Genomic DNA, 20,912 nt, shown 5'->3' on the forward strand with positions numbered 1-20,912 from the left:
AACAATGAATTATGAATATAAAGTTTTTACAAAAGAAATGAAGGAAAATTATAAAATTTTAGCACCCAATATGCTACCAATTCATTTTAGAATATTAGATAAAATTTTAAAAGATTATGGTTTTGATATAGAGTTTTTAGAAGATGATGTATCTAAAATAATAGATTCAGGTCTTAAATATTCAAATAACGATATATGTTATCCAGCCATGATAGTAATTGGACAATTTATTTCAGCTTTACAAAGTGGCAAATATGATATAAACAAAACTGCTTTACTTATGTCGCAAACAGGGGGAGGATGCAGGGCTTCTAATTATATCCATTTAATTAGAAAAGCTTTAGAAAATAGTGGTTTTGGTAATGTACCAGCTATTGGTTTAAGTTTGACAGGAATTGAAAAACATCCAGGATTAAAATTAAGCCCATCAGTTATTTTGAAAGCTGTTTATGCAGTATTATATGGTGATTTAATAATGTGTTTATATAATAAAGTTAAGCCTTATGAAATTAATCATGGAGAAACAGATAAAACCTTAGAAGAAATGATAAATTATTTAAATGAAAAATTTTCAGGGATAAAATATATGAGTATTTCTAAAATTTCAAAAGTAATAATAAAAACTTTTGATAAAATTAGTATAAATAAGAAAGAAAAAATAAAAGTAGGAATTGTTGGAGAAATATATATGAAATACTCAAGGATGGGAAATAACCATTTAGAAGAATTCTTAATCAAAGAAGACGCAGAAGTCGTACAATCTGGACTTATGGATTTTGTTAATTACTGTATTTTAAATACAATAATAGATTATAAGTTATATAAAAGAGGATTTATAAAATCTAAATTAGCTAAGGTAGCTTATAAATTAATTTTAAGCCTTCAAAGAAAAATAAATAAAAATATAGAAAACTATTCAAAATTTGAAGCACCTACAGATTTTGATGAAGTTAGAAAAATGGCGGATGGTTATATAGGTTATGGAGTAAAAATGGGTGAAGGATGGTTATTAGTTGCGAATATGCTAGAACTTATAAATACAGGTGCTAAAAATATAATTTGTGCTGAACCTTTTGGTTGTTTGCCTAATCATATAGTAGGAAGAGGAGCTATTAGAAAAATACTAGATAAGAATCCTGATGCTAATATAGTTGTTATAGACTATGACCCATCACAATCGCAAATAAATCAGGAAAATAGAATTAAATTAATGCTATCAAATGCAAAGCTAAATGTTTACTTATAATTTAAAAACTATTTACAAATAAGCTATATCTATAAGTTATTATAATAGATATAGCTTTTATTTTGCATATATAATGATGTAGATTATACAAAAAATGATGATAAAAATAAATTTATATAGTATACTTATTTTGAATAATTTATGAATAACCATTAGTATGGTAGAGGGGAAAAAAGATGACTAAAAATAAACACTTTTTTGTGATAAATCCTGAAGCAGGTAAAGTTAATGTTTCAGAAAAAATAAGTAATGATATAAATGAAATATTTAAAGATTCATCTGAAGAATATACAATTTATATAACAAAAGGTAAAAATGATGCTACTAATTATGCAAAGAAAATATGTGAAAGTGAAGAAGGAAACTTAAAGTTTTATGCTTGTGGAGGAGATGGAACTTTAAATGAAGTAATTAACGGAATTATTGGTTATGAAAATGTAAGTGTTTCAGTTATTCCATATGGGACAGGCAATGATTTTGTAAGGAATTTTGAATCTGAAATAAATTTTTATGATATAAATATGCATATAGAGTCAAATATTAAAGAAGTTGACTTATTAAAGGTAAATGGACTTTATTCTGTGAATTTATGTAATATAGGTTTTGATGCAAAAGTTGCAGAAAATATGGTTAAATTCAAAAGATTTCCGCTTATAAGTGGACAAGGCGCCTATACACTTTCAGTATTTTATTCATTATTTCACAAGATGTATAATACATTTGATATAATGATAGATGGATCCGAATCAATTCATGGTGATTTTTTATTGTGTGCCGTTGCCAATGGAAAATCTTATGGAGGCGGTTATATGGGAGCTCCATTAGCAGAAGTTAATGATGGTTTGATAGATTTATGTATTATTAAAAAAGTTTCAAGATTAAAGTTAGTAAAATTAATAAAACTTTACAAAGAAGGAAAACATCTTGAAAGTGATGAATTAAAGGAATATGTTATTTATAAAAAATGTAAAAGTGTAAATATAAAATCTAAAGAAAAGTTTACAATATGTGTTGATGGAGAAATTTTTACTAATGACAATTTAAGTATTTCTCTTGAAAGTAAAGTAATTAAATTTCTTATACCAAATAAAGAAATAGATGCGGAAATAAATTTGATATAAAAGTGAGGGATATTTTTGAGGAGCTTTATAGAATTTAAAGACGTTAAAAAAACATATAAAATGGGTGAAGTAAATATTGATGCATTAAGCGGAGTATCATTTAATATTGAAAAAGGTGAATTTGTAATAGTAGCAGGTGCAAGTGGAGCAGGTAAAAGTACTATTCTAAATATTTTAGGTGGTATGGATACTGCAACTTCCGGAGATATTATAGTAGATAATAATAAAGTGAGTGAATATTCTGAAAAAGAACTTATCACATACAGGCGTTACGATATTGGGTTTGTATTTCAGTTTTACAACTTAGTACAAAATCTCACAGCTTTAGAAAATGTTGAACTTGCTACTCAAATTTGCAAAAATCCTTTAAATCCTTCGGATATTTTAAATGCAGTTGGACTAGAAAATCGAAAAGATAATTTTCCAGCTCAACTTTCAGGTGGAGAGCAGCAACGTGTTGCTATAGCAAGAGCTTTAGCTAAAAATCCAAAATTACTTTTGTGTGATGAGCCAACTGGTGCTTTAGATTATAATACTGGAAAAGCAATATTAAAATTGTTACAAGATACTTGTAGAAAATATAATATGACAGTTGTTATAATAACACATAATCTTGCGTTAACTCCTATGGGAGATAAGGTTATAAAAGTAAAAAATGGAATGATTGAAAGTATTACATTAAACGAAAATCCTATTCCAGTGGAAAGGATTGAATGGTAATGTTTAAAAATGCTTTTATGAAAGATGTTATTGGAGACATTAAAAAGTCAAAAGGAAGATTTTTTTCTATATTTGCAATAATAGCATTAGGAGTTGCTTTCTTTTCAGGTATAAAAGTATCTCCTGTTGATATGAAAAGAACAGCAGACAAGTATTATGATGATTATAATTTTATGGATTTAACTTTATACTCTACTTTAGGATTTACAGATGATGATATAGCTGAGTTAAGTAAAGTTAATGGTGTTTTAGATGTATTTCCTACTTATTCATTAGATGCTATAACTACTATAGATTCTTCAGAAAATGTATTAAAAGTTATGGGAATACCTTTAAATAGTGATAGCTATGTAAATAAATATAAATTAATTGAAGGAAAGCTTCCGGAAAACCCAAATGAATGTGTTTTAGAAGCTGGAAAGTTAGAATCTTTAAAATTATCTATAGGAAGTAAAATAAAGCTTGAATCTGGGACAAGTGAATTATTAAGTGATAAATTAGAAATTGTTGAATATGAAGTTGTAGGTAAAGTACAAACTCCTTATTATTTATCCTTTGAAAAAGGTACATCGAGTATAGGATCAGGGAAAATATCTAGTTTTATTGTTATTCCACAAGAAAATTTTAAAATACCAGCATATACTGAGGCATATGTAACAGTAGATGGTGCTAAAAAGTTAAATTCATATTCAGATAAATATTTTAATTTAATTGACAATGTAAGATATCCCTTAGAAGAGCTAGGTGAGGATAGAGCTAGCATTAGATATAATGAAATAGTTAGTGAAGCAAATAAGAAAATAATTGAAGGTAAAGAGGAACTAGAGAATCAAAAAATTAAAGGTAAAGAAGAATTAGATAAGGCTAAGAAAAAACTAGAAGAGTCAGAAATTGCTTTAAAGGATGGGGAAAGTGAACTAGCAAAAAAAGAAAATGAATTTAATGTTTCAATTATGAAAGCTGAAAATCAAATTTCTTTGTCAGAATATACAATAAGCGATGGTAAAGTTGCCTTAGAATCTGCAAAAAATGCTTTTCAAGCTGAAAAGTTAAATGCAGAAAAACAAATGGATATTGCTAAAAGCACTCTTTTAACATTGAATGATACTAAAACAAGCCTAAATGAAGAAATTACTAAAGTAAAATTAGCTTTAAAAGTTCCTAATATTTCAGAAGAAGAAAAAAATAAGCTAAATATTCAACTAGAAGTTTTAACTAGAAGCATGGATGAATTAGTTAAGGGTATAGAATATATCAGTAATGAAATTCAAAGTGGAGAAGAAAAGTTAAGATTAGCAGAAAGTGAAATTACAAATAAAGAAAATGAATTAATAAATGGTGAAAAACTTTTAAATGAAAAGAAAATCCAATTAGAAGTTTCTAAAAATGAAGCAGTTAATCAATTTGAAAGTTCAAAGCTACAATTAGAAAATGGAAAAAATGAACTACAAAAAGGAAAAGAGGAGTACGAAAAATCTAAAGAAACCTTTGAAAGAGAAATTGCTTCTGCTGAAGCAAAAATTAAAAAGGCAGAAAATGATGTAAAAAGTATTGAAGAACCTAGTTGGTATATATTAGACAGAAATAGTCATTATTCATATGTAGATTATAAAAATAATGCTGATAGTATAGATAAATTAGCTAGGATATTTCCAGTATTCTTCTTTTTAGTTGCTGCTTTAATATGTTTAACAACAATGACTAGAATGGTAGATGAACAAAGAATAAATATAGGAACTTTAAAAGCTTTAGGATATTCAAAATCTAAAATTGTATCAAAGTATCTAATATATTCTTTCTTAGCTAGTTTTTTAGGTAGTATAGTAGGACTTGCAATAGGATTAACTGTATTTCCAATAGTAGTTTTTGATGCCTATGGTATTATGTACACTTTACCTAAAGTTGAATTAGAATTTAATATACCAATAGCAATTTCTATAACTGTAATAGCTATCTTAGTAACTACTTTATCTTCATTCTTTGCATGCTACAAAGAGTTATCAGAAACTCCGTCAGCTCTTATGAGGCCTAAAGCTCCTAAGAATGGGAAAAGAATACTAGTTGAAAGAGTTAATTTCATTTGGAGTAAATTAAGCTTTATCGGTAAAGTAACAGTAAGAAATATATTTAGATATAAGAAGAGATTCTTTATGACTGTTTTTGGTATTGCTGGATGTACAGCTTTAATTGTCACTGGCTTTGGAATAAAAGATTCAATAAAGACTATAGTTGATAAGCAATATGGAGATATATTTAAATATAACTTAACTATAAATATAGATAAAGATGCAAGTGATTTAGAAAAACAAGATATTTTTTCAGATATAAGTAGTTTGAAAGAGGTAGATAAACTACTAATGGTACAATCAGAAAGTGCTAAAATAGTTACTGATGACGGAGATAAAGATATTTATATAATAGTTCCTGAGTCCTTAGATAAATTTGATCAGTTTATAAACCTAAAAAACAGATTATCTAAAGAAGAGATTAAGTTAAAAAACGATGGAGTTATATTATCAGAAAAAGCTGCAAAGAAAGCAAATGTTAAACTTGGTGATGAAGTAAAAATTAAAGTTAATAATAGAGAAATTTTAATGAACGTTTCTGGGATTGCAGAAAATTATACATTTAATTATGTATATATGTCTTCTAAATATTATAAAGAAAAATTTGATATTAACAGTAATTATAATTCTATTTTAGTTAATACCTCTATAATAGAAGATGAAGATAAGTTTTCAAAGACAATTATGGAGAAACCTATAGTTAAAAGCGTATCATTTAATGCTGGTATAAAAGATAATTTTGACAATACGATTAAAAGCTTAAATTATGTTGTTTTAGTAATGATAGTATCTGCAGGAGCATTAGCTTTCGTTGTTCTTTATAATCTAACTAATGTAAATATAAGTGAGAGAATGAGAGAAATTGCCACAATAAAAGTATTAGGCTTTTATGATAATGAAGTATCTGCATATATTTATCGAGAAAATATAATATTGACTTTATTTGGTATTGTTTTCGGTGAATTTTTAGGAATATTCCTACATAGATTCATAATGGTTACAGTAGAAATGGATAATATTATGTTTGGAAGGAATATTGATTTATTAAGCTTCTTAATTTCAGCATTACTTACAATAATATTTGCAGTACTTGTTAATATTGTTATGTATTATAAATTAAAAAAAGTAGAAATGATAGAATCATTAAAATCAGTTGATTAATAAAAACAAGATAGAAGAACACTCTTCTATCTTATTTTTATTGACTTATATAAAAGAACCATTTTTATTGCAAGGTATATACTATATTATGTATATAAATCTTAGGAGAAATGTTTATGTCATATAGTGAAATTTATGAGAAAATTGGTTTTAAAAGAGAGATGGAAAGGTTAGAAAAGCAGGCATATTTGGGTTTCGAAAAAGAAATGAGGATGTTAAAATTATTAGGAGTAAAAGAAGATAGTGATATTTTAGAAGTCGGAAGTGGGCCAGGTTTTTTTACAAAGATATTATTAGATAATTTTAGTAAATGTGAAGTTACTGCATTAGATAATGATGAAAAACTTCTTGAATTTGCTTATAGTAATCTTAGTAAAGAATATGGTAATAGAGTTAACTTCGTAATTGATGATATTACAAATACTTCTATACCAGATAATTATTATGAATGTGTTATTGCTAGATTTGTTTTTCAACATCTTAATAATCCAATTTCGGCACTAAAAGAAATATATAGGATTCTTAAACCCGGAGGGAAATTAATTATAATTGATATTGATAGTGAACTATGGGGGCTAACATATCCTAAAAATAATTTAATTAAAGCATTAAATGATAATTTATCAAAGTTTCAATCTAGTTTAAATGGTAATAGAGAAATTGGAAGAGTACTTATAACTCTTTTAAAATCATTAGGATTTATAAATTACGATATTGAAGCTATAATAAATCATAGTGATATTTTAGGAAAAGACAATTTTAGATATAAAATAAATAGCAGTATGGTAAGTGATTCAAAATTATCAAAAATCTTAGAGGAATATAATAACTTCTTTAATTTAAGTTATTCTTCAGTTATGCTATTAAAGCTTTTCTTTTATGGCGAAAAGCCTAAAGAGGTTAGAAAAACTAAAAAAAATAATGAGCTTAATATAAAAGATAAAGAATCTGAAAATAAATAACATTAGATTAAGTATTAATGGTAGTATTCCCATTATATACTCCTTTAATACTATGCTATAAGAGTAGTATAATTAATTAATGATTAATTTGTATTCTTAGGAGGGGAATGGTTTTGTACTACACTGGAAATTTAGATCTACTAGAGTGTGGATATATAGGTAATTATATTACGAAATTTGAGGATAATAAGATATACTCTAGTTTTTACTTAAAGGAAGAAAACATTAATTTAAAATATATACAAGAAAAATCTATTGTTGAAATGAAAGCTAATTCTATAAAAATAAATGGACAAGTAGTGCTTGTAATACTATTTAGATTTGCTGGAAGTAATAAGTTTATTTATGGACGTATATATAATAAGAATTCCGACTTAGATAAAGAACATCTTCAAATGTTAGTATTTCAAGATACAATACCTATATGTTTTGTAGATTCTAATAATAAAATCATTGCCACAACTTTAGTTGAAAATGATTTAAGGAACTCAATTAAAGATTATATTATAAAAAAAAGAGTTAAATATAGCCCTTCCTATGATTTTGAAGATAGGAAATGTAAATTAAAGGAGTTATGGATGAATGCATAATGAGAAGTGGCAAAAGCCACTTCTTTTTGTTATAATTAAAGTTAGTTTATATTTTGCAAAGCAATGTATAAGATGAAGGAATGAAAAAATTAAAGAATGAAAAAATTGAGGTGGTTTTGCTATGCAAAATCTGAAATATAAAAGTGAAAAGTACTTTTAATAGGAAATCTTTGAAATTTCTTATTAATTTTTCATAATTCAATATAGTTGAATCATATCCTTAATATTTTCACTTTTCACTTTTTCAATCTTTCACTATTTCGTTATTATATAAGGTGAGAATTATGATTAAACAAGTTTTATTAGAAAAATTTAATAAAGATACATCAGGTAAAAATAATTTAGGTGGAAAGAGAATTTTAGAAAATGATTTAATTTCTAATTTTGAAGTAAAATGTGATGATGATTTGGTTTATATAGATTCTAAGATTATATCGGAAAATTTTTTTAATGAGTACAACTCTAAAATGGAAATAGATATAAATACTAAAAATGTAATATCAACTTTTTGTAGCTGTGATGACTTTGAAAGAAATGAATTGCGTAAACATAATTATTGTTGTAAACATCTATTTGCAAGCTTTTATAAATTTTTAAATGAATTAGATGATATTGAAGAAGTTAAAGCTAAATTTAACGATTCAGTTTTAAATAAGATTATTTTTAAAAATAAAAAAGATAATATATTAGATTTGCTTTTAGAAGAAGAAAACAAAGATGAGATTAAAATAGAAGTTTATATAAACAAACAAGGTCTAAAGAATAAATTAGCAGCAGAATTTAAAATAGGATTAAAAGGATTATCCTCAAATAGATTATATGTTGTTAAAGATATAAACCAATTTTTAACTTCATATTATAATAAGCTACCAATTAAATATGGCAAAGACTTTAATTTTGACCTAAGATATCAAAGGCTAGGTATAAAGGAAAAGAAAATAATAGATTTTATTGAAAAAGTGAAAGATATAGAATCAGTTTCATCAAATTTTATGAGAAGGCAAGATAAATATATAGATGGAAAGATGTTAATACTTCCTGATTTTTTGATAAGAGAATTTTTTGAAACTGTTTCAAAGAACAGAGTTTATTTAAATGAAGGTTTTTTTTATAAGCCTGTAGAAACTGAAATTATTTTTAATAAACCAGATATAAAAATATCTTTAAAGGAATTTGAAAAAGAATATTTATTAGCTTTAGAAGATGGAATACCAGAAAAGGTTGATAAAAAGGGAACTGTATTTTTATATGGAAGTAGCATTTACTTACCAAGAATAGAGTATTGTTATGATATATCAGCATATTTAAACATATTCAATAATACAAGATCAATTTCATTAGATAAGGATGAGGAAATAAGAATTTTATCCAAGTTATTACCTAAACTTTATACACTATCTAATGATGTAAGTATTAATAAGCCTATAAAAAACAAAATTGTAAAAGAAAATGTTGAATTTAAGTTTTATTTTGATAAGGTTAATAAGGATGTAACATTAATTCTAAAAGTTAAATATGGAGAACATGAATTCAATATATTTCATGAATATAAAAATAAAATTATATATAGAGATTTAAATAAAGAAAGAGAAGTTATGTCCTTTATAAGATCCCTTGGTTTTGAAGCTTCAGGAGATAAATTTTATTTATTACTTGGGGATGATTATTTATTTAAATTCTTTAAATATGATATTGAAAAGCTTCAAAATGTTGGAGAAGTTTTTTATTCACAAAACTTTAAAATGATAAAACAAATCAACAGTAAAAATATAATAGGTAATATACAAAGCGGTAAATTTGATTATTTTGAATTAAAATTTAAAATTGACAATATACCAGAAAATGAAGTTAAAGATATAATATTAGCACTTAGAGATAATCTTAAGTATTTTAAACTTAAAAATGGTGAGTTTTTAGATTTAGAAGAAATAGAACTTAAAAACTTTTTAAATTTACTAGATGTATTATCTTTAGAAAATGATATAGAAAATGATAGCATTTTATTTAGTAAAAATAAAGCTTTATATATAGATAATTTTATTAAGGAAAATAATATTAGATATATAAAAGGGAAAAAGGAATTATCACAAATTCAAAAGAAAATAAGAGATGTAAATAAGCTAACATTTAAAGAACCATTGGAGTTACTTGCAGAGCTTAGATCTTATCAAAAAGAAGGTTATAATTGGCTTAAAACTATGGATTACTTAGGCTTTGGTGGAATTTTAGGCGATGAGATGGGGCTAGGAAAAACAATTCAAGCAATAACATTTATATTATCAAGCTTACCATCGAAAACATTAATTGTTGCACCAACATCATTAATTTATAATTGGAGTAGTGAAATAGAAAAATTTGCGCCAACTATTAAATATGCAGTTGTAAATGGTCCTAAAGATGAAAGAGTTAAAATTTTAAATAATATTGAAAAATATGATGTAATAATTACTACTTATAATTTAATAAAAAGAGATTTAGATGAATATGAAAAAATACAATTTGAGTATTGTTTTATAGATGAAGCACAATTTATTAAAAACAGTAATTCTCAAAACTCAATATCTGTAAAAAAAATAAAGGCATATAGAAAATTTGCTTTAACTGGTACTCCAGTTGAAAATTCATTGATGGAATTATGGTCAATTTTTGACTTTATAATGCCTGGCTATCTTTTTGATGAAAAAAGATTTAGCGTAAGGTATCATAAGAAGTTAAATGAATCAGAAGAAGTTTTAGAAGAGTTAAATAAACTTATTAAGCCTTTTATATTAAGAAGATATAAAAAGGATGTAATAAAAGAGCTACCTCAAAAGATAGAAAAGAAATTACTAGTATCTATGTCGGAAGAACAGGAAAAAGTATATTCTATTTATGCAGATCATGCTAAGAGCTTAATTGAAAAGAAAATTAAGGATGATGATATAAAAACGAGTAAAATAGAAATCTTATCTTATATAACTAAATTAAGACAGCTATGCCTTGATCCATCTGTATTGATAAATGATTATGTAGGTACCAGTGGTAAAGTAGATGCTCTTATTGAAATTCTACAGCAAGGTATAGAGGAAGGACATAAAATATTAGTATTTTCACAATTTACTTCAGTTTTAAAAAATATTGCTAATAAATTAAGTTCAGAGAAGATTTTATATAGTTATTTAGATGGATCAATACCATCAGAAAAGAGGTTAGAACTTGTAAATGAGTTTAATGAAGGAGTAAATTCTGTGTTTTTAATAAGTTTAAAAGCGGGGGGAACTGGATTAAACTTAACATCATCAGATATAGTAATACACTTTGATCCTTGGTGGAATCCTGCTGTTGAAGATCAAGCTACTGATAGGGCTCATAGATTTGGTCAAACTAACATAGTAGAAGTAATTAAGTTAATTGCAAAGAATTCAATAGAAGAAAAAATAATTGATCTTCAGGATGAAAAGAGAAAACTAATAGAAAAGATAATTGACAATGAGAATGATATGTCAAGCATAAATACATTAAGCGAGGAAGATATATTAAGTCTTTTCTCAATTAATTAATTGTTAAATCAATTTATTTATAATAAATAATATAACAAGAAAAATTATTTTATGTTAGTTAATAATAAAATGACAAGCAAAGTGAAAATATACATTTTAGAGTTATTAAGAGATTTATTATTAGAGAAGTTTATAAAGAGTTTCTAAGAATATGCTGCTATAGCATGTTCTTTTTTTTATGAGTTATTATATTGATATTAAATTTACAAAACATTTAGTACAGGCTAATTTAATAGAATATCCATATTAAAATTGGGAAACATAGTATTGAAGTAATTTTCGGAGGGATAAATATGTTTAAACATGAAAAATCATTATTACATGAAGTAAAAGTAGAAAGACCTAATCCTCAATACGCTGTATTATTACAAGAGCAGTTAGGAGGAGCTAATGGGGAATTAAAAGCAGCAATGCAATACATCTCACAAAGTTTTAGAATAAAAGATCAAGAGATAAAAGACTTATTCCTTGATATTGCTGCAGAAGAATTAAGTCATATGGAAATGGTAGCAACAACTATTAATTTATTAAATGGTCATGATGTAGATTATAAGAAGGTAGTTTCGGGGGAAATTCAAGGGCATGTTTTAGGTGGATTATCACCATTATTAATTAATTCGTCTGGATATTCATGGACTTCTGATTATGTATCATGTACAGGAGATTTAGTTGCGGATTTACTTTCCAATATTGCATCTGAGCAAAGAGCTAAAGTTGTATATGAATACTTGTATCGTCAAATTGAAGATAAAGAAGTAAGGGCAACTATTGATTTTCTATTAAATAGAGAAGAAGCTCATAATGCTTTATTTAGAGAAGCACTTAACAAAGTTCAAGGAACTGGATCAAATAGAGATTTTGGTGTTACTGAAGATTCTAAGCTTTATTTTGATTTATCAACTCCAGGACCAGAACATAAAGCACCAGATCCAACAGCACCTTCTTTTAATGATCCAAGAAAATAAATAATATAAAGGAGAATTATCATGCAATTAGCTTCAAACGAATTAAATCAATTAAGTGAATTAATAATGAGCTGTGTCAATTCAATAACATCTATGGGATTATTTAAGAATATGGTTCAAGATCCAGAACTTAAGAGTATATTAGAAACTCATTTACCAGTCCATATTCAAGATTATAATATAAAGGTGGAATATGTTAAAAATTCAACTACACCTACACAAAAATTAAATGTACCAGCATTGAAGAAAACTCTACAAGACTTTACGAAGGCGCCAGTAAATATGACTCAACCTACAACTCCTAATACAAATGCTACAACATTAAATGATAGAGAAATTGCAACATCATATCTTTTAACATTAAAAAGAGCAGGTAGAGAATATGCATGGAGTGCTATGGAAGCAAGTAATCCAGATTTAAGAGAATTTTTAAAAGATGCATTTACTATGAGTTGTAATCATGCTTATGAAGTATGGCAATGGATGGTGAAAAAAGGTTATTATCCACTATGTCCAGCGCCACAAGATGAAATAACCAAAATAGGTAATACTTATAATGAAGTTACCAATCAGCAATAGATTAATTGATCAATATAAAAAGAATATGGCTTCAAGTCATATTCTTTTTTATTACATAAATAATAAAGTTTCGCTTATATATAGAGTATTTTGATTTTAGTTATAAATTTTAAATATACTTATTTTGATGATAAATATATGATATATTTATATATAAGTAAAATTTATAAAAGGAGGAAGTAATATGCCATTAAAGGAAAAAGTTGAAGAACTTAAAGATTATTTAAGTAAATATGAAAAATTAGTACAAGCAATGAATTTAGTTTACTGGGATATGAGAACTAACATGCCAATTAAGGCAGGAGAGTCTAGATCAAAAGTTTTAGAGTATTTGTCAGGGGAAAGCTTTAATATGATTACTAGTCCTAAAGTAGAGGAATTTATAAAGGATTTATCACAATATAAAAATGAAATGAATCATACTGAAGTTAGAATGCTAGAAGAGCTTGAAAGAAATTATAATGAAACTAAAAAAATACCTCAAGATAGATATGTAGCTTATGTTGGTATCTGCAGCAATTCAGAATTAGCTTGGGAAAAAGCTAAAGATGCTAATAATTTTGAAATATTCAAACCTCATTTAGAGAAAGTTGTTGAGTTTCAAAAAGAATTTATTAATTATTGGGGATTTAAGCATGATAAGTATGACACCCTTTTAGATAAATATGAATTAGGATTAACTACTGAAAAATTAGATAAAATATTTGCTGAACTAAGAGATGGAATAATAGAGGTATTAAACAGTATTAAAGCTAGCAATAAAAAGATAAATCGTGATTTTTTATATGGTAAATTTGATACAAATAAACAAAAAGATCTATCATTATATATTTTAAATAAATTGGGATTTGATTTAAAAGCTGGTAGATTAGACGAAAGTGTTCATCCGTTTACAACAAACTTTGGAAATAGAGATGTAAGATTGACTACTAATTATCATGAAGATGAATTTGCATCAGCTTTATTTAGTACTATTCATGAAGGTGGTCATGGTATTTATGAACAAAATATAAGTGATGACCTAGAATCTACTGGACTTCAATCTGGAGCTTCTATGGCAATACATGAATCGCAATCAAGATTTTACGAAAATATATTAGGTAGAAGTAAGGAGTTTTGTTCATATTTGTTACCTATAGCTAAAGAATATTTTGAAGATTTTAAAAATGTTACTTTAGATGAGTTTTATGAAGCTATGAATTATGTTGAACCTTCATTAATTAGAACTGAAGCAGATGAATTAACATATGGACTTCATATTATAATAAGATATGAAATAGAAAAAGAATTAATTAATGGAAGAATAGGCGTAGATGACCTTAAAGAGTTATGGAATAAAAAATATAAGGAATATTTAGGAATTGAACCTAAAAATGATAGTGAAGGAATACTTCAAGATATGCATTGGTCAGATGGGTCTTTTGGATATTTTCCAAGTTATGCATTAGGAAATTTATACGGAGCTCAAATGTTCCATAAACTTTTAGAAGAAAATCCAAATATAATGGAAGAAGTTAAAAATGGTAATTTTACTGAAATATTTAATTGGTTAAAAGAAAAAGTTCATGTACATGGTTCATTATATACTCCTGAAGAACTTATAAAGAATATAACTGGAGAAGAACTTAATTCAAAATATTTTATAGATTATTTAAAAAATAAGTATTATAGAATATATGATGTAAGATAATATTTTAATTAAGGAGCAGCCTTAGAATTCTATTTAATATAAAATTCATTCAATTTAAAGTAAGCTTTATTGTCTTAAAAAAGTTAATATCTTATTTTTATAAAGGGGCTCGCGTTTCGCGAGCCCCTTTTAAACCATTGATTTTACTTACTTAAAGATGTTTTTATATATCCCCTTTTTAAATGAATTTATATTTTATAAGTTATAAGAAAAAGTAATATTAAGCTAAGTAATAATTAATAGAAACATATTAGAATAAAGTTAATTTCATAAATAAGATGGTATAATATATACTATAACATTATAAATAGAATTAAAAATGGAGTATTTCAATGGGAAAATTTAAAGAGTTATATATTAAATATTCAAATTTAGATGAAGAAACAAAAAAAATTATAAATTCTTATCCTCAAGAGTTTATTTCAGATAGAAATAATATAAGAGTATCATTATTAGAATATATTCTAAAGTCTAACAAATATATATACGAGCTTAAAGCAATTAATGGGACTGCACATCTTTGGACATGGAGTGATTTTAGGAGCGAATCAAAAGGAAGAGTGCTTAGCTATAAAACTGAATCTAACATAGTATTAAGTCAACTTCTTGAGTTTTATACTGATATAGATATAGATTTACTAAATAAATATGGTTTAGAAATAATTAAAAGGATAAATTGAATTTATTAGGAATACAATAAAATTTTAAAGTAATAGACCATAAATTGCTGAATTAAAACACTCTTAGGATAAACACCCTAATTGTAATATATTGGCATAGATTAATTTAGAATAAATTGATATAATTATATATGCAAATGAAAAAAATTATTAATTAGGTGATTATGTGGAAGTAAAATACAAAAATACAGTAGAGGATTTAATAGAGTTGAATTTTTATCTAAATATGAAGTTAAAGGATAGAAGGTTAAAAAATTATTTTTTCAAATATGGATATATATTAATAATATTACCTGCTTTCTTGTGGTATTTTAATTATAACTATGAAAATTTATATATATTTTCGATTTTTGCAATAATTTTAAGTATATTATGGTTAACTTTTGTACCTATTATCATTAAAGTTGAATTAAAGCATAAATTAGAAAAAAATTATATAACTAATGAATATTTATATAGTAAAAGAGTATTAAAGATAAAAAATGATAAAATTGTTATGTTTAAAAATGATAATAAATCTGAATTAAGTTTTCAAGATATATCAAATGTAATAATTTACAAAAAAAGAATTCTAATATTTGAGGAAAATTTTAATATTTTCGCAATAGTACCTATAAAATCATTTTCCAACGATTGTGAAAAAAACAAATTCTTAAATGCCATAAAAAAGAATTTATGTTAAAGTAAGATTTAATGTAAATTCTTTTTATTTTATTAACATAATTATGATATGGAAAAAATTAATTGCAATTGAATTATTGATGAACTTTATAAATATAAATGCATTAAATAAAATTATTTCCTGGAAAATATTGTAATTAACGATAGGATTTATTGAATAATATCCTAAAGTAAGTATTATATAGCAATTTAAAACATATAGAATTTAGAACAACAGTATCTATTATTGAATTTAAGTATGATGAGATGGAGAAATGAAAATCTATTAGAAAATTACCAAATTTTTAAAGTTAGTATAAAATCTAATAAATTAACGGATATTGCATTAATGGAATAACATATTAAAAGTTACTTTATATATTTTAATAATATCTATTTTAAGGAAGGCGTATTTACTGAATTAAAATAAAATATGAGTAAAAAAGCTAGAGGTTGAGCCTCTAGCATAATATATACTAGCAATTTATGTAGTATCAATATAGATTAAAATACTTAAATCATAATTAATATTGCTAATATAGTACATATCTTTTGAACAGTTACTTTATTTCCGAAAAGAGTTCATGTATATTTCCATCAGGATCTGCAAATAGCGCAGTTCTTTGATTTAAAGCCATTGTTTTAGGTTTATGAATTGGAGTTGCCCCTTTAGAAATTAATTTATTAAAAGTCTCATCTACTTCATCAGGAGTTTTACATGAAAAAGACAACTCAAAAGATTGACCACAAGCTTTATCCTTATATTCATTATTGTAATCGTACATAACTTCACGTGAGCAAAGAGCAAATTTAACTCCTTCATTTTCAAATTCTACATAATTTCCAAGATCACTTTTAATAGTAAATCCAAGAGCACTATTATAAAAATCCTTCATTAAGTTTACATTATTTGTCCAAATTGTAATTAGATTAAGTTTTGTTTTTATCATTATACCCTCCAATCTTAAAGTCTCTATATAATGTAAAGAGAGTCTAAGTTTATTACTACATAAGATAATTATACATAAATAGTAAAAAATGTAAATTAAAAAATGAAAATTTATAAAAAATGTTATTAATTTCTATAAGCGTAATTAATAACAAGATTAATTTAAAAATTACTTAGGTCTTAAATAAGACAATTCTATTGAATGAAACATAAAAAAAATCTATTATACATAGGAAGGAGTGGATATTTTATGAAAGAAAAAAGTTTGCAAGCACACGAAATGTGGAAAGGAAAAATAGAAGTTATAAGTAGGTGTCCTGTAAAAAATAATGAAGATTTAACAATTGCATATACCCCAGGTGTATCATATCCGTGTCTAGAAATTGAAAAGGATAAAGATGCTTCATATAAATACACGAGAAGATCTAATTTAGTTGGTGTAATTACTGATGGAAGTGCTGTATTAGGACTAGGTAATATTGGATCTTTAGCTGCAATGCCTGTTATGGAAGGAAAATGTGTATTATTTAAAGAATTTGCTGGTGTAGATGCTTTTCCTATTTGTATTAACAATAATGATGTTGATGTATTAGTAAATACTATAAAACTAATAGAAGGTAGTTTTGGAGCAATAAATTTAGAAGATATAAGTGCACCACGTTGTTTCTAAATAGTACGTAAACACTAAAATTTTTAATTACTTTATAGAAAACCCATTCTAAGTAACTTAACATAGGTTTTTAACTTGATAATATTCTTATAAAATCAATAAAAATATCAATATAAAATTTCTATTAAATTAATATCTTCTATAATATCAATAAATAATTAAAAGGCTTTTTGCCATATGAAATATATTATTATAAGTATAACAAAAATTAAAACCAAAAGTATAAATTTTTTCAAACTTAATTTATGCTTTAAAAGCATTATAACAATTTCAAGCACAAGGACTAGCATAATTCCTTTTAAACATAATTCAAAAAATAACAAAGGAAATAATAAAAAATAACTTGTAAACTTAAAAAAAGATGCAAAGAGAATTATAGATAAACTTAAGATTATAGTTACTATTAGTGGAAATAACTTATATTTTAATGATTTGTACTTTTTAAAAGCAAAAAATTCGAATAATAAGAATAATACTAATAAAATTAATTTTAGAATATGAATTAAATTGTACAATATTAATCCTCCTATACGTGAATACAAAAACTATAGTTTTTATATAGTATTATAAATTTTCATAATACATTAATTACTAGAACATATTAAGATGTAATAAAAAATTTTTTAATATTTCTATTTGCATAATATATTAAAAATAAAGCTATAGTTAAAAATACTGTTGTAAAAGCATATTCTTTTATATTATTATTAATTAAATTTTTTATAAACTCAATTAATAGTGAAAATCCTAGAGAATTTTCAAATACAATTTCTAGTTCGATAGGATTAAGTTTAAAATGTTTAAAATATGAAACTAGAATTTCTTTAAATGATTTGACTTTTGATAAGGAGTATTTATTTATATTCACTAAAAAGTCATCATGTAAAAATGGAATATACAATAAATTGATAAGATAAATGTAAATTACTCTTTTAGTTATAAAAAAAGATAAAACATTAAGTATAGATAAAATATAAATTTTCCTAATAATAATCACCTTCTATAACAAAATAATGTATAATTAGTAAGTAATATACATTATATCATAGATTGATAAATATGTAATATATTTAGAAATTGTTAAGGGAAAAAATTATGATTTTTAATTACAAATTTGAAAATGACTTTGTTGAAAATAGTAAGTTTAAAGTTATAAATTATAAAGAAGTTATTAGATTTATAAAAATCATAAGAAATACTATCTTTATGATAAAGACTAATAAAGGTGATTATAAGATTTCAGTTGCGAAATAAAAAAATACTGCCGGTTATTAAAATATCGGCAGTATCTTAATTATACTAATTTTATTTACTTATTACATCAAAGTAATTACCTTCAATGATATTATCTGCAATTTTAAACACATCTTTTAAATGTTTTTCTTCATATGCATCTTTTGGAGTACCCATAATATCTCCATTATTTAATATAGTTGCATTTCTATCTGTATTAACTAAAACCCTACCCATAGATGTATTATCAAATTTAGACCTTTCAACACCTAAAAGATAAGAAATTGTAGGTAAGAAGTCAACTTGTCCACCTGCTTTTGAAATAGTGTTAGCTTTTATATCTTTATTATAAATTATAAAAGGTATTTTCTTATCATTTTCTTGCCACCAATCTTCATTTAATGGAGCATCTTTAATTTCTTCTTCATAGAATTTATGAACACCACCATGATCTCCATATATCATTATAACTGTATTATCTAATTGCCCATTCTTTTCAAGTTCATCAATAAATAGTTTTATTGCTTCATCTGCATATCTTACACTTTGGAAATATCCACCTAACATATTATCGTCCAATTCTTTAGGTAGATCTAATAACTTTTTATCTTCTGGCATTTCAAATGGCCCATGACTTGTTAAAGTAGCAATGAAAGTATAAAATGGTTGATTTTCTGATTTTATCTTATCTGCAATTTGTTTTAAGTATGATTCATCAGATAACCCAGGTCCAATAACTTCGTCAACATTAAACTCATTTATATCCCAAAGTTTATCTGCGCCAAAAGATTTATGAGGCTCAGCCCAGTTCCAACTTCCAGGTAATTCTGCATGAGTTGAAATTGTTGTATATCCCTCGTTGTTTAGTATATTTTGTAAACTATTATACTTTGTCCAAGGATATGTTGGGAATGTACTAGTTTCTCTAATAGGGAAAACGGATGTATTAACCATCAAATCGCAATCAGAACTAGTTCCAGAATTATTTTGCTCATAAATATTATCAAAATATAAGCTTTCTGAAAGTAATTTATTTAAAGTAGGTGTAATTTCTTGTCCATAAACCTTTTGATTTATAACAAAGTTTTCTAAGGACTCAACTTGAATAGCAATTAAGTTTTTATCCTTAAGCATCCCGAAATATTCATTATCTGGAAGATCTTCTTTATTATTATCAAACCAAGTTTGTACATCATTAATATCTGAATTTGATAACTCTTTATTTCTTCCCATAAAGTATTTTAAGTCGAATCCATGATATCCTAAAGGACTCATATCACTAAATGTTTGAAAAGGAGCCCAAGATAATCTTAAAAATGATTGTCCGGGTATTTTACCTTTTATATCAATTATATAGTGAGAAATAAAAATGATTAATGCACTTAATGAAAATACTATAGCAGTTTTCACGATTCTTAATGATAGTCTTGAACTATCATTATACTTTCTTAATTTGTCAAATTTAAATAATATAAAGAAAGCTATAAAATCAACAACAAATAATAAATCTACAGCCCTAAAGTTTATTAAACTCTTTCCAATAGGATTAAATATTTCTGGATGAATTAAATGTCTAATTGATAAGAATGTTCCATTATTTCTGTAGTACCATATATCTGCAATAAATAATAATGTAATGATTACATCAATTATTAATGCTGTCCACATTTTACCTTTATATTTAAATAAGAACATAATACTCAATATTAGTGTTATTATAAGTAAATGTGCTCCTATAGCAGGAACTCCAAAATACATAGTGGCAAAATTTATACTAGATGAATTTGTAGTTCTAAGCATTGATAATAAAAGCATAGATTTTACTTGAATTATAAATACCATAAGTATAAATAGCCAATTATTTAATGCTATTTTTTTAATTTTATCTTTCATATACTTTCCTCCGAAATAAACTATTTCTACTCAATTTATTTTATCTTAAATATAGAATTAACGCCATATAAAAATTATTATGTCAAAGAAAAGTAATAATTAACTTTAAACAAGTATTATGTTTACACTTTTTAACAATAAATGTATAATTATACTTGAAGGGAGGATAAATTTAAAGTTATATAAGA

General features: G+C 24.9%; 15 protein-coding genes and 1 pseudogene. 14 read left to right on the top strand and 2 right to left on the bottom strand.

All coding sequences use genetic code 11. The features are described from left to right. Positions 1-4 precede the first annotated feature (4 nt). The 12 genes from I2A75_RS03470 (at position 5) to I2A75_RS03525 (ending at position 16,001) form a co-directional block, all read left to right on the top strand. Positions 5-1,246 (top strand): 2-hydroxyacyl-CoA dehydratase, encoded by a 1,242-nt coding sequence (locus tag I2A75_RS03470; protein ID WP_195263084.1) that lies wholly within the window; start codon positions 5-7, stop codon positions 1,244-1,246. A gap of 176 nt (positions 1,247-1,422) precedes the next feature. After that, positions 1,423-2,367, top strand: a complete 945-nt coding sequence (locus I2A75_RS03475) for a diacylglycerol kinase family protein (protein WP_195263085.1) — start codon at positions 1,423-1,425, stop codon at positions 2,365-2,367. Between the two features lie 15 nt (positions 2,368-2,382). Further along, positions 2,383-3,087 (top strand): ABC transporter ATP-binding protein, encoded by a 705-nt coding sequence (locus tag I2A75_RS03480; protein ID WP_279325023.1) that lies wholly within the window; start codon positions 2,383-2,385, stop codon positions 3,085-3,087. A 17-nt stretch (positions 3,088-3,104) separates the two neighbouring features. Then, on the top strand, positions 3,105-6,314 hold the full coding sequence (locus tag I2A75_RS03485; protein WP_243241983.1) for an ABC transporter permease: 3,210 nt from the start codon (positions 3,105-3,107) through the stop codon (positions 6,312-6,314). A 116-nt stretch (positions 6,315-6,430) separates the two neighbouring features. Then, entirely contained in the window at positions 6,431-7,276 is an 846-nt protein-coding gene (locus tag I2A75_RS03490; RefSeq protein WP_195263087.1) for a class I SAM-dependent methyltransferase, read from the top strand. Between the two features lie 107 nt (positions 7,277-7,383). Beyond that, a complete protein-coding gene (locus I2A75_RS03495; RefSeq protein WP_243241986.1) occupies positions 7,384-7,866 on the top strand; it encodes a hypothetical protein in 483 nt (160 codons plus the stop codon). A gap of 284 nt (positions 7,867-8,150) precedes the next feature. Beyond that, the gene (locus tag I2A75_RS03500) at positions 8,151-11,405 is read left to right on the top strand and encodes an SNF2 helicase associated domain-containing protein (protein ID WP_195263089.1); all 3,255 of its coding nucleotides are present in this window, start codon (positions 8,151-8,153) and stop codon (positions 11,403-11,405) included. Positions 11,406-11,698: 293 nt separating this feature from the next. Then, the gene (locus tag I2A75_RS03505) at positions 11,699-12,370 is read left to right on the top strand and encodes a manganese catalase family protein (protein ID WP_195263090.1); all 672 of its coding nucleotides are present in this window, start codon (positions 11,699-11,701) and stop codon (positions 12,368-12,370) included. A gap of 21 nt (positions 12,371-12,391) precedes the next feature. Next, the gene (locus I2A75_RS03510; protein WP_195263091.1) at positions 12,392-12,949 is read left to right on the top strand and encodes a spore coat protein; all 558 of its coding nucleotides are present in this window, start codon (positions 12,392-12,394) and stop codon (positions 12,947-12,949) included. A 184-nt stretch (positions 12,950-13,133) separates the two neighbouring features. Further along, the gene (locus tag I2A75_RS03515; RefSeq protein WP_195263092.1) at positions 13,134-14,639 is read left to right on the top strand and encodes a carboxypeptidase M32; all 1,506 of its coding nucleotides are present in this window, start codon (positions 13,134-13,136) and stop codon (positions 14,637-14,639) included. A 332-nt stretch (positions 14,640-14,971) separates the two neighbouring features. Continuing rightward, a complete protein-coding gene (locus I2A75_RS03520; RefSeq protein ID WP_195263093.1) occupies positions 14,972-15,319 on the top strand; it encodes a hypothetical protein in 348 nt (115 codons plus the stop codon). 166 nt (positions 15,320-15,485) lie between these two features. Continuing rightward, complete coding sequence (locus I2A75_RS03525) at positions 15,486-16,001, top strand: hypothetical protein (RefSeq protein ID WP_195263094.1); 516 nt, start codon at positions 15,486-15,488, stop codon at positions 15,999-16,001. Positions 16,002-16,539: 538 nt separating this feature from the next. Here the strand turns inward: I2A75_RS03525 and I2A75_RS03530 are convergent. Beyond that, the gene (locus I2A75_RS03530) at positions 16,540-16,926 is read right to left on the bottom strand and encodes a VOC family protein (protein WP_195263199.1); all 387 of its coding nucleotides are present in this window, start codon (positions 16,924-16,926) and stop codon (positions 16,540-16,542) included. A gap of 252 nt (positions 16,927-17,178) precedes the next feature. Between I2A75_RS03530 and I2A75_RS03535 the strand changes: the two are divergent. Continuing rightward, positions 17,179-17,595, top strand: a pseudogene (locus I2A75_RS03535) (NAD-dependent malic enzyme); the annotation flags it as partial. Between the two features lie 1,098 nt (positions 17,596-18,693). Further along, on the top strand, positions 18,694-18,852 hold the full coding sequence (locus tag I2A75_RS03540) for a hypothetical protein (RefSeq protein ID WP_195263095.1): 159 nt from the start codon (positions 18,694-18,696) through the stop codon (positions 18,850-18,852). 51 nt (positions 18,853-18,903) lie between these two features. Here I2A75_RS03540 and I2A75_RS03545 read toward each other — a convergent pair whose 3' ends face one another. Next, the gene (locus tag I2A75_RS03545; RefSeq protein WP_195263096.1) at positions 18,904-20,724 is read right to left on the bottom strand and encodes an LTA synthase family protein; all 1,821 of its coding nucleotides are present in this window, start codon (positions 20,722-20,724) and stop codon (positions 18,904-18,906) included. Positions 20,725-20,912 lie beyond the last annotated feature (188 nt).

The sequence above is a fragment of the Clostridium sp. 1001275B_160808_H3 genome (genome assembly GCF_015550425.1).
Lineage (GTDB): Bacteria > Bacillota > Clostridia > Clostridiales > Clostridiaceae > Clostridium.

What these genes read in the sequence shown, in the direction of transcription:
- I2A75_RS03470 (WP_195263084.1), top strand. Translation starts at nt 5, where the DNA reads ATGAATTATGAATATAAAGTTTTTACAAAAGAAATGAAGGAAAATTAT.
- I2A75_RS03475 (WP_195263085.1), top strand. Translation starts at nt 1,423, where the DNA reads ATGACTAAAAATAAACACTTTTTTGTGATAAATCCTGAAGCAGGTAAA.
- I2A75_RS03485 (WP_243241983.1), top strand. Translation starts at nt 3,105, where the DNA reads ATGAAAGATGTTATTGGAGACATTAAAAAGTCAAAAGGAAGATTTTTT.
- I2A75_RS03490 (WP_195263087.1), top strand. Translation starts at nt 6,431, where the DNA reads ATGTCATATAGTGAAATTTATGAGAAAATTGGTTTTAAAAGAGAGATG.
- I2A75_RS03495 (WP_243241986.1), top strand. Translation starts at nt 7,384, where the DNA reads ATGGTTTTGTACTACACTGGAAATTTAGATCTACTAGAGTGTGGATAT.
- I2A75_RS03500 (WP_195263089.1), top strand. Translation starts at nt 8,151, where the DNA reads ATGATTAAACAAGTTTTATTAGAAAAATTTAATAAAGATACATCAGGT.
- I2A75_RS03505 (WP_195263090.1), top strand. Translation starts at nt 11,699, where the DNA reads ATGTTTAAACATGAAAAATCATTATTACATGAAGTAAAAGTAGAAAGA.
- I2A75_RS03510 (WP_195263091.1), top strand. Translation starts at nt 12,392, where the DNA reads ATGCAATTAGCTTCAAACGAATTAAATCAATTAAGTGAATTAATAATG.
- I2A75_RS03515 (WP_195263092.1), top strand. Translation starts at nt 13,134, where the DNA reads ATGCCATTAAAGGAAAAAGTTGAAGAACTTAAAGATTATTTAAGTAAA.
- I2A75_RS03520 (WP_195263093.1), top strand. Translation starts at nt 14,972, where the DNA reads ATGGGAAAATTTAAAGAGTTATATATTAAATATTCAAATTTAGATGAA.
- I2A75_RS03540 (WP_195263095.1), top strand. Translation starts at nt 18,694, where the DNA reads ATGATTTTTAATTACAAATTTGAAAATGACTTTGTTGAAAATAGTAAG.
- I2A75_RS03545 (WP_195263096.1), bottom strand. Translation starts at nt 20,724, where the DNA reads ATGAAAGATAAAATTAAAAAAATAGCATTAAATAATTGGCTATTTATA.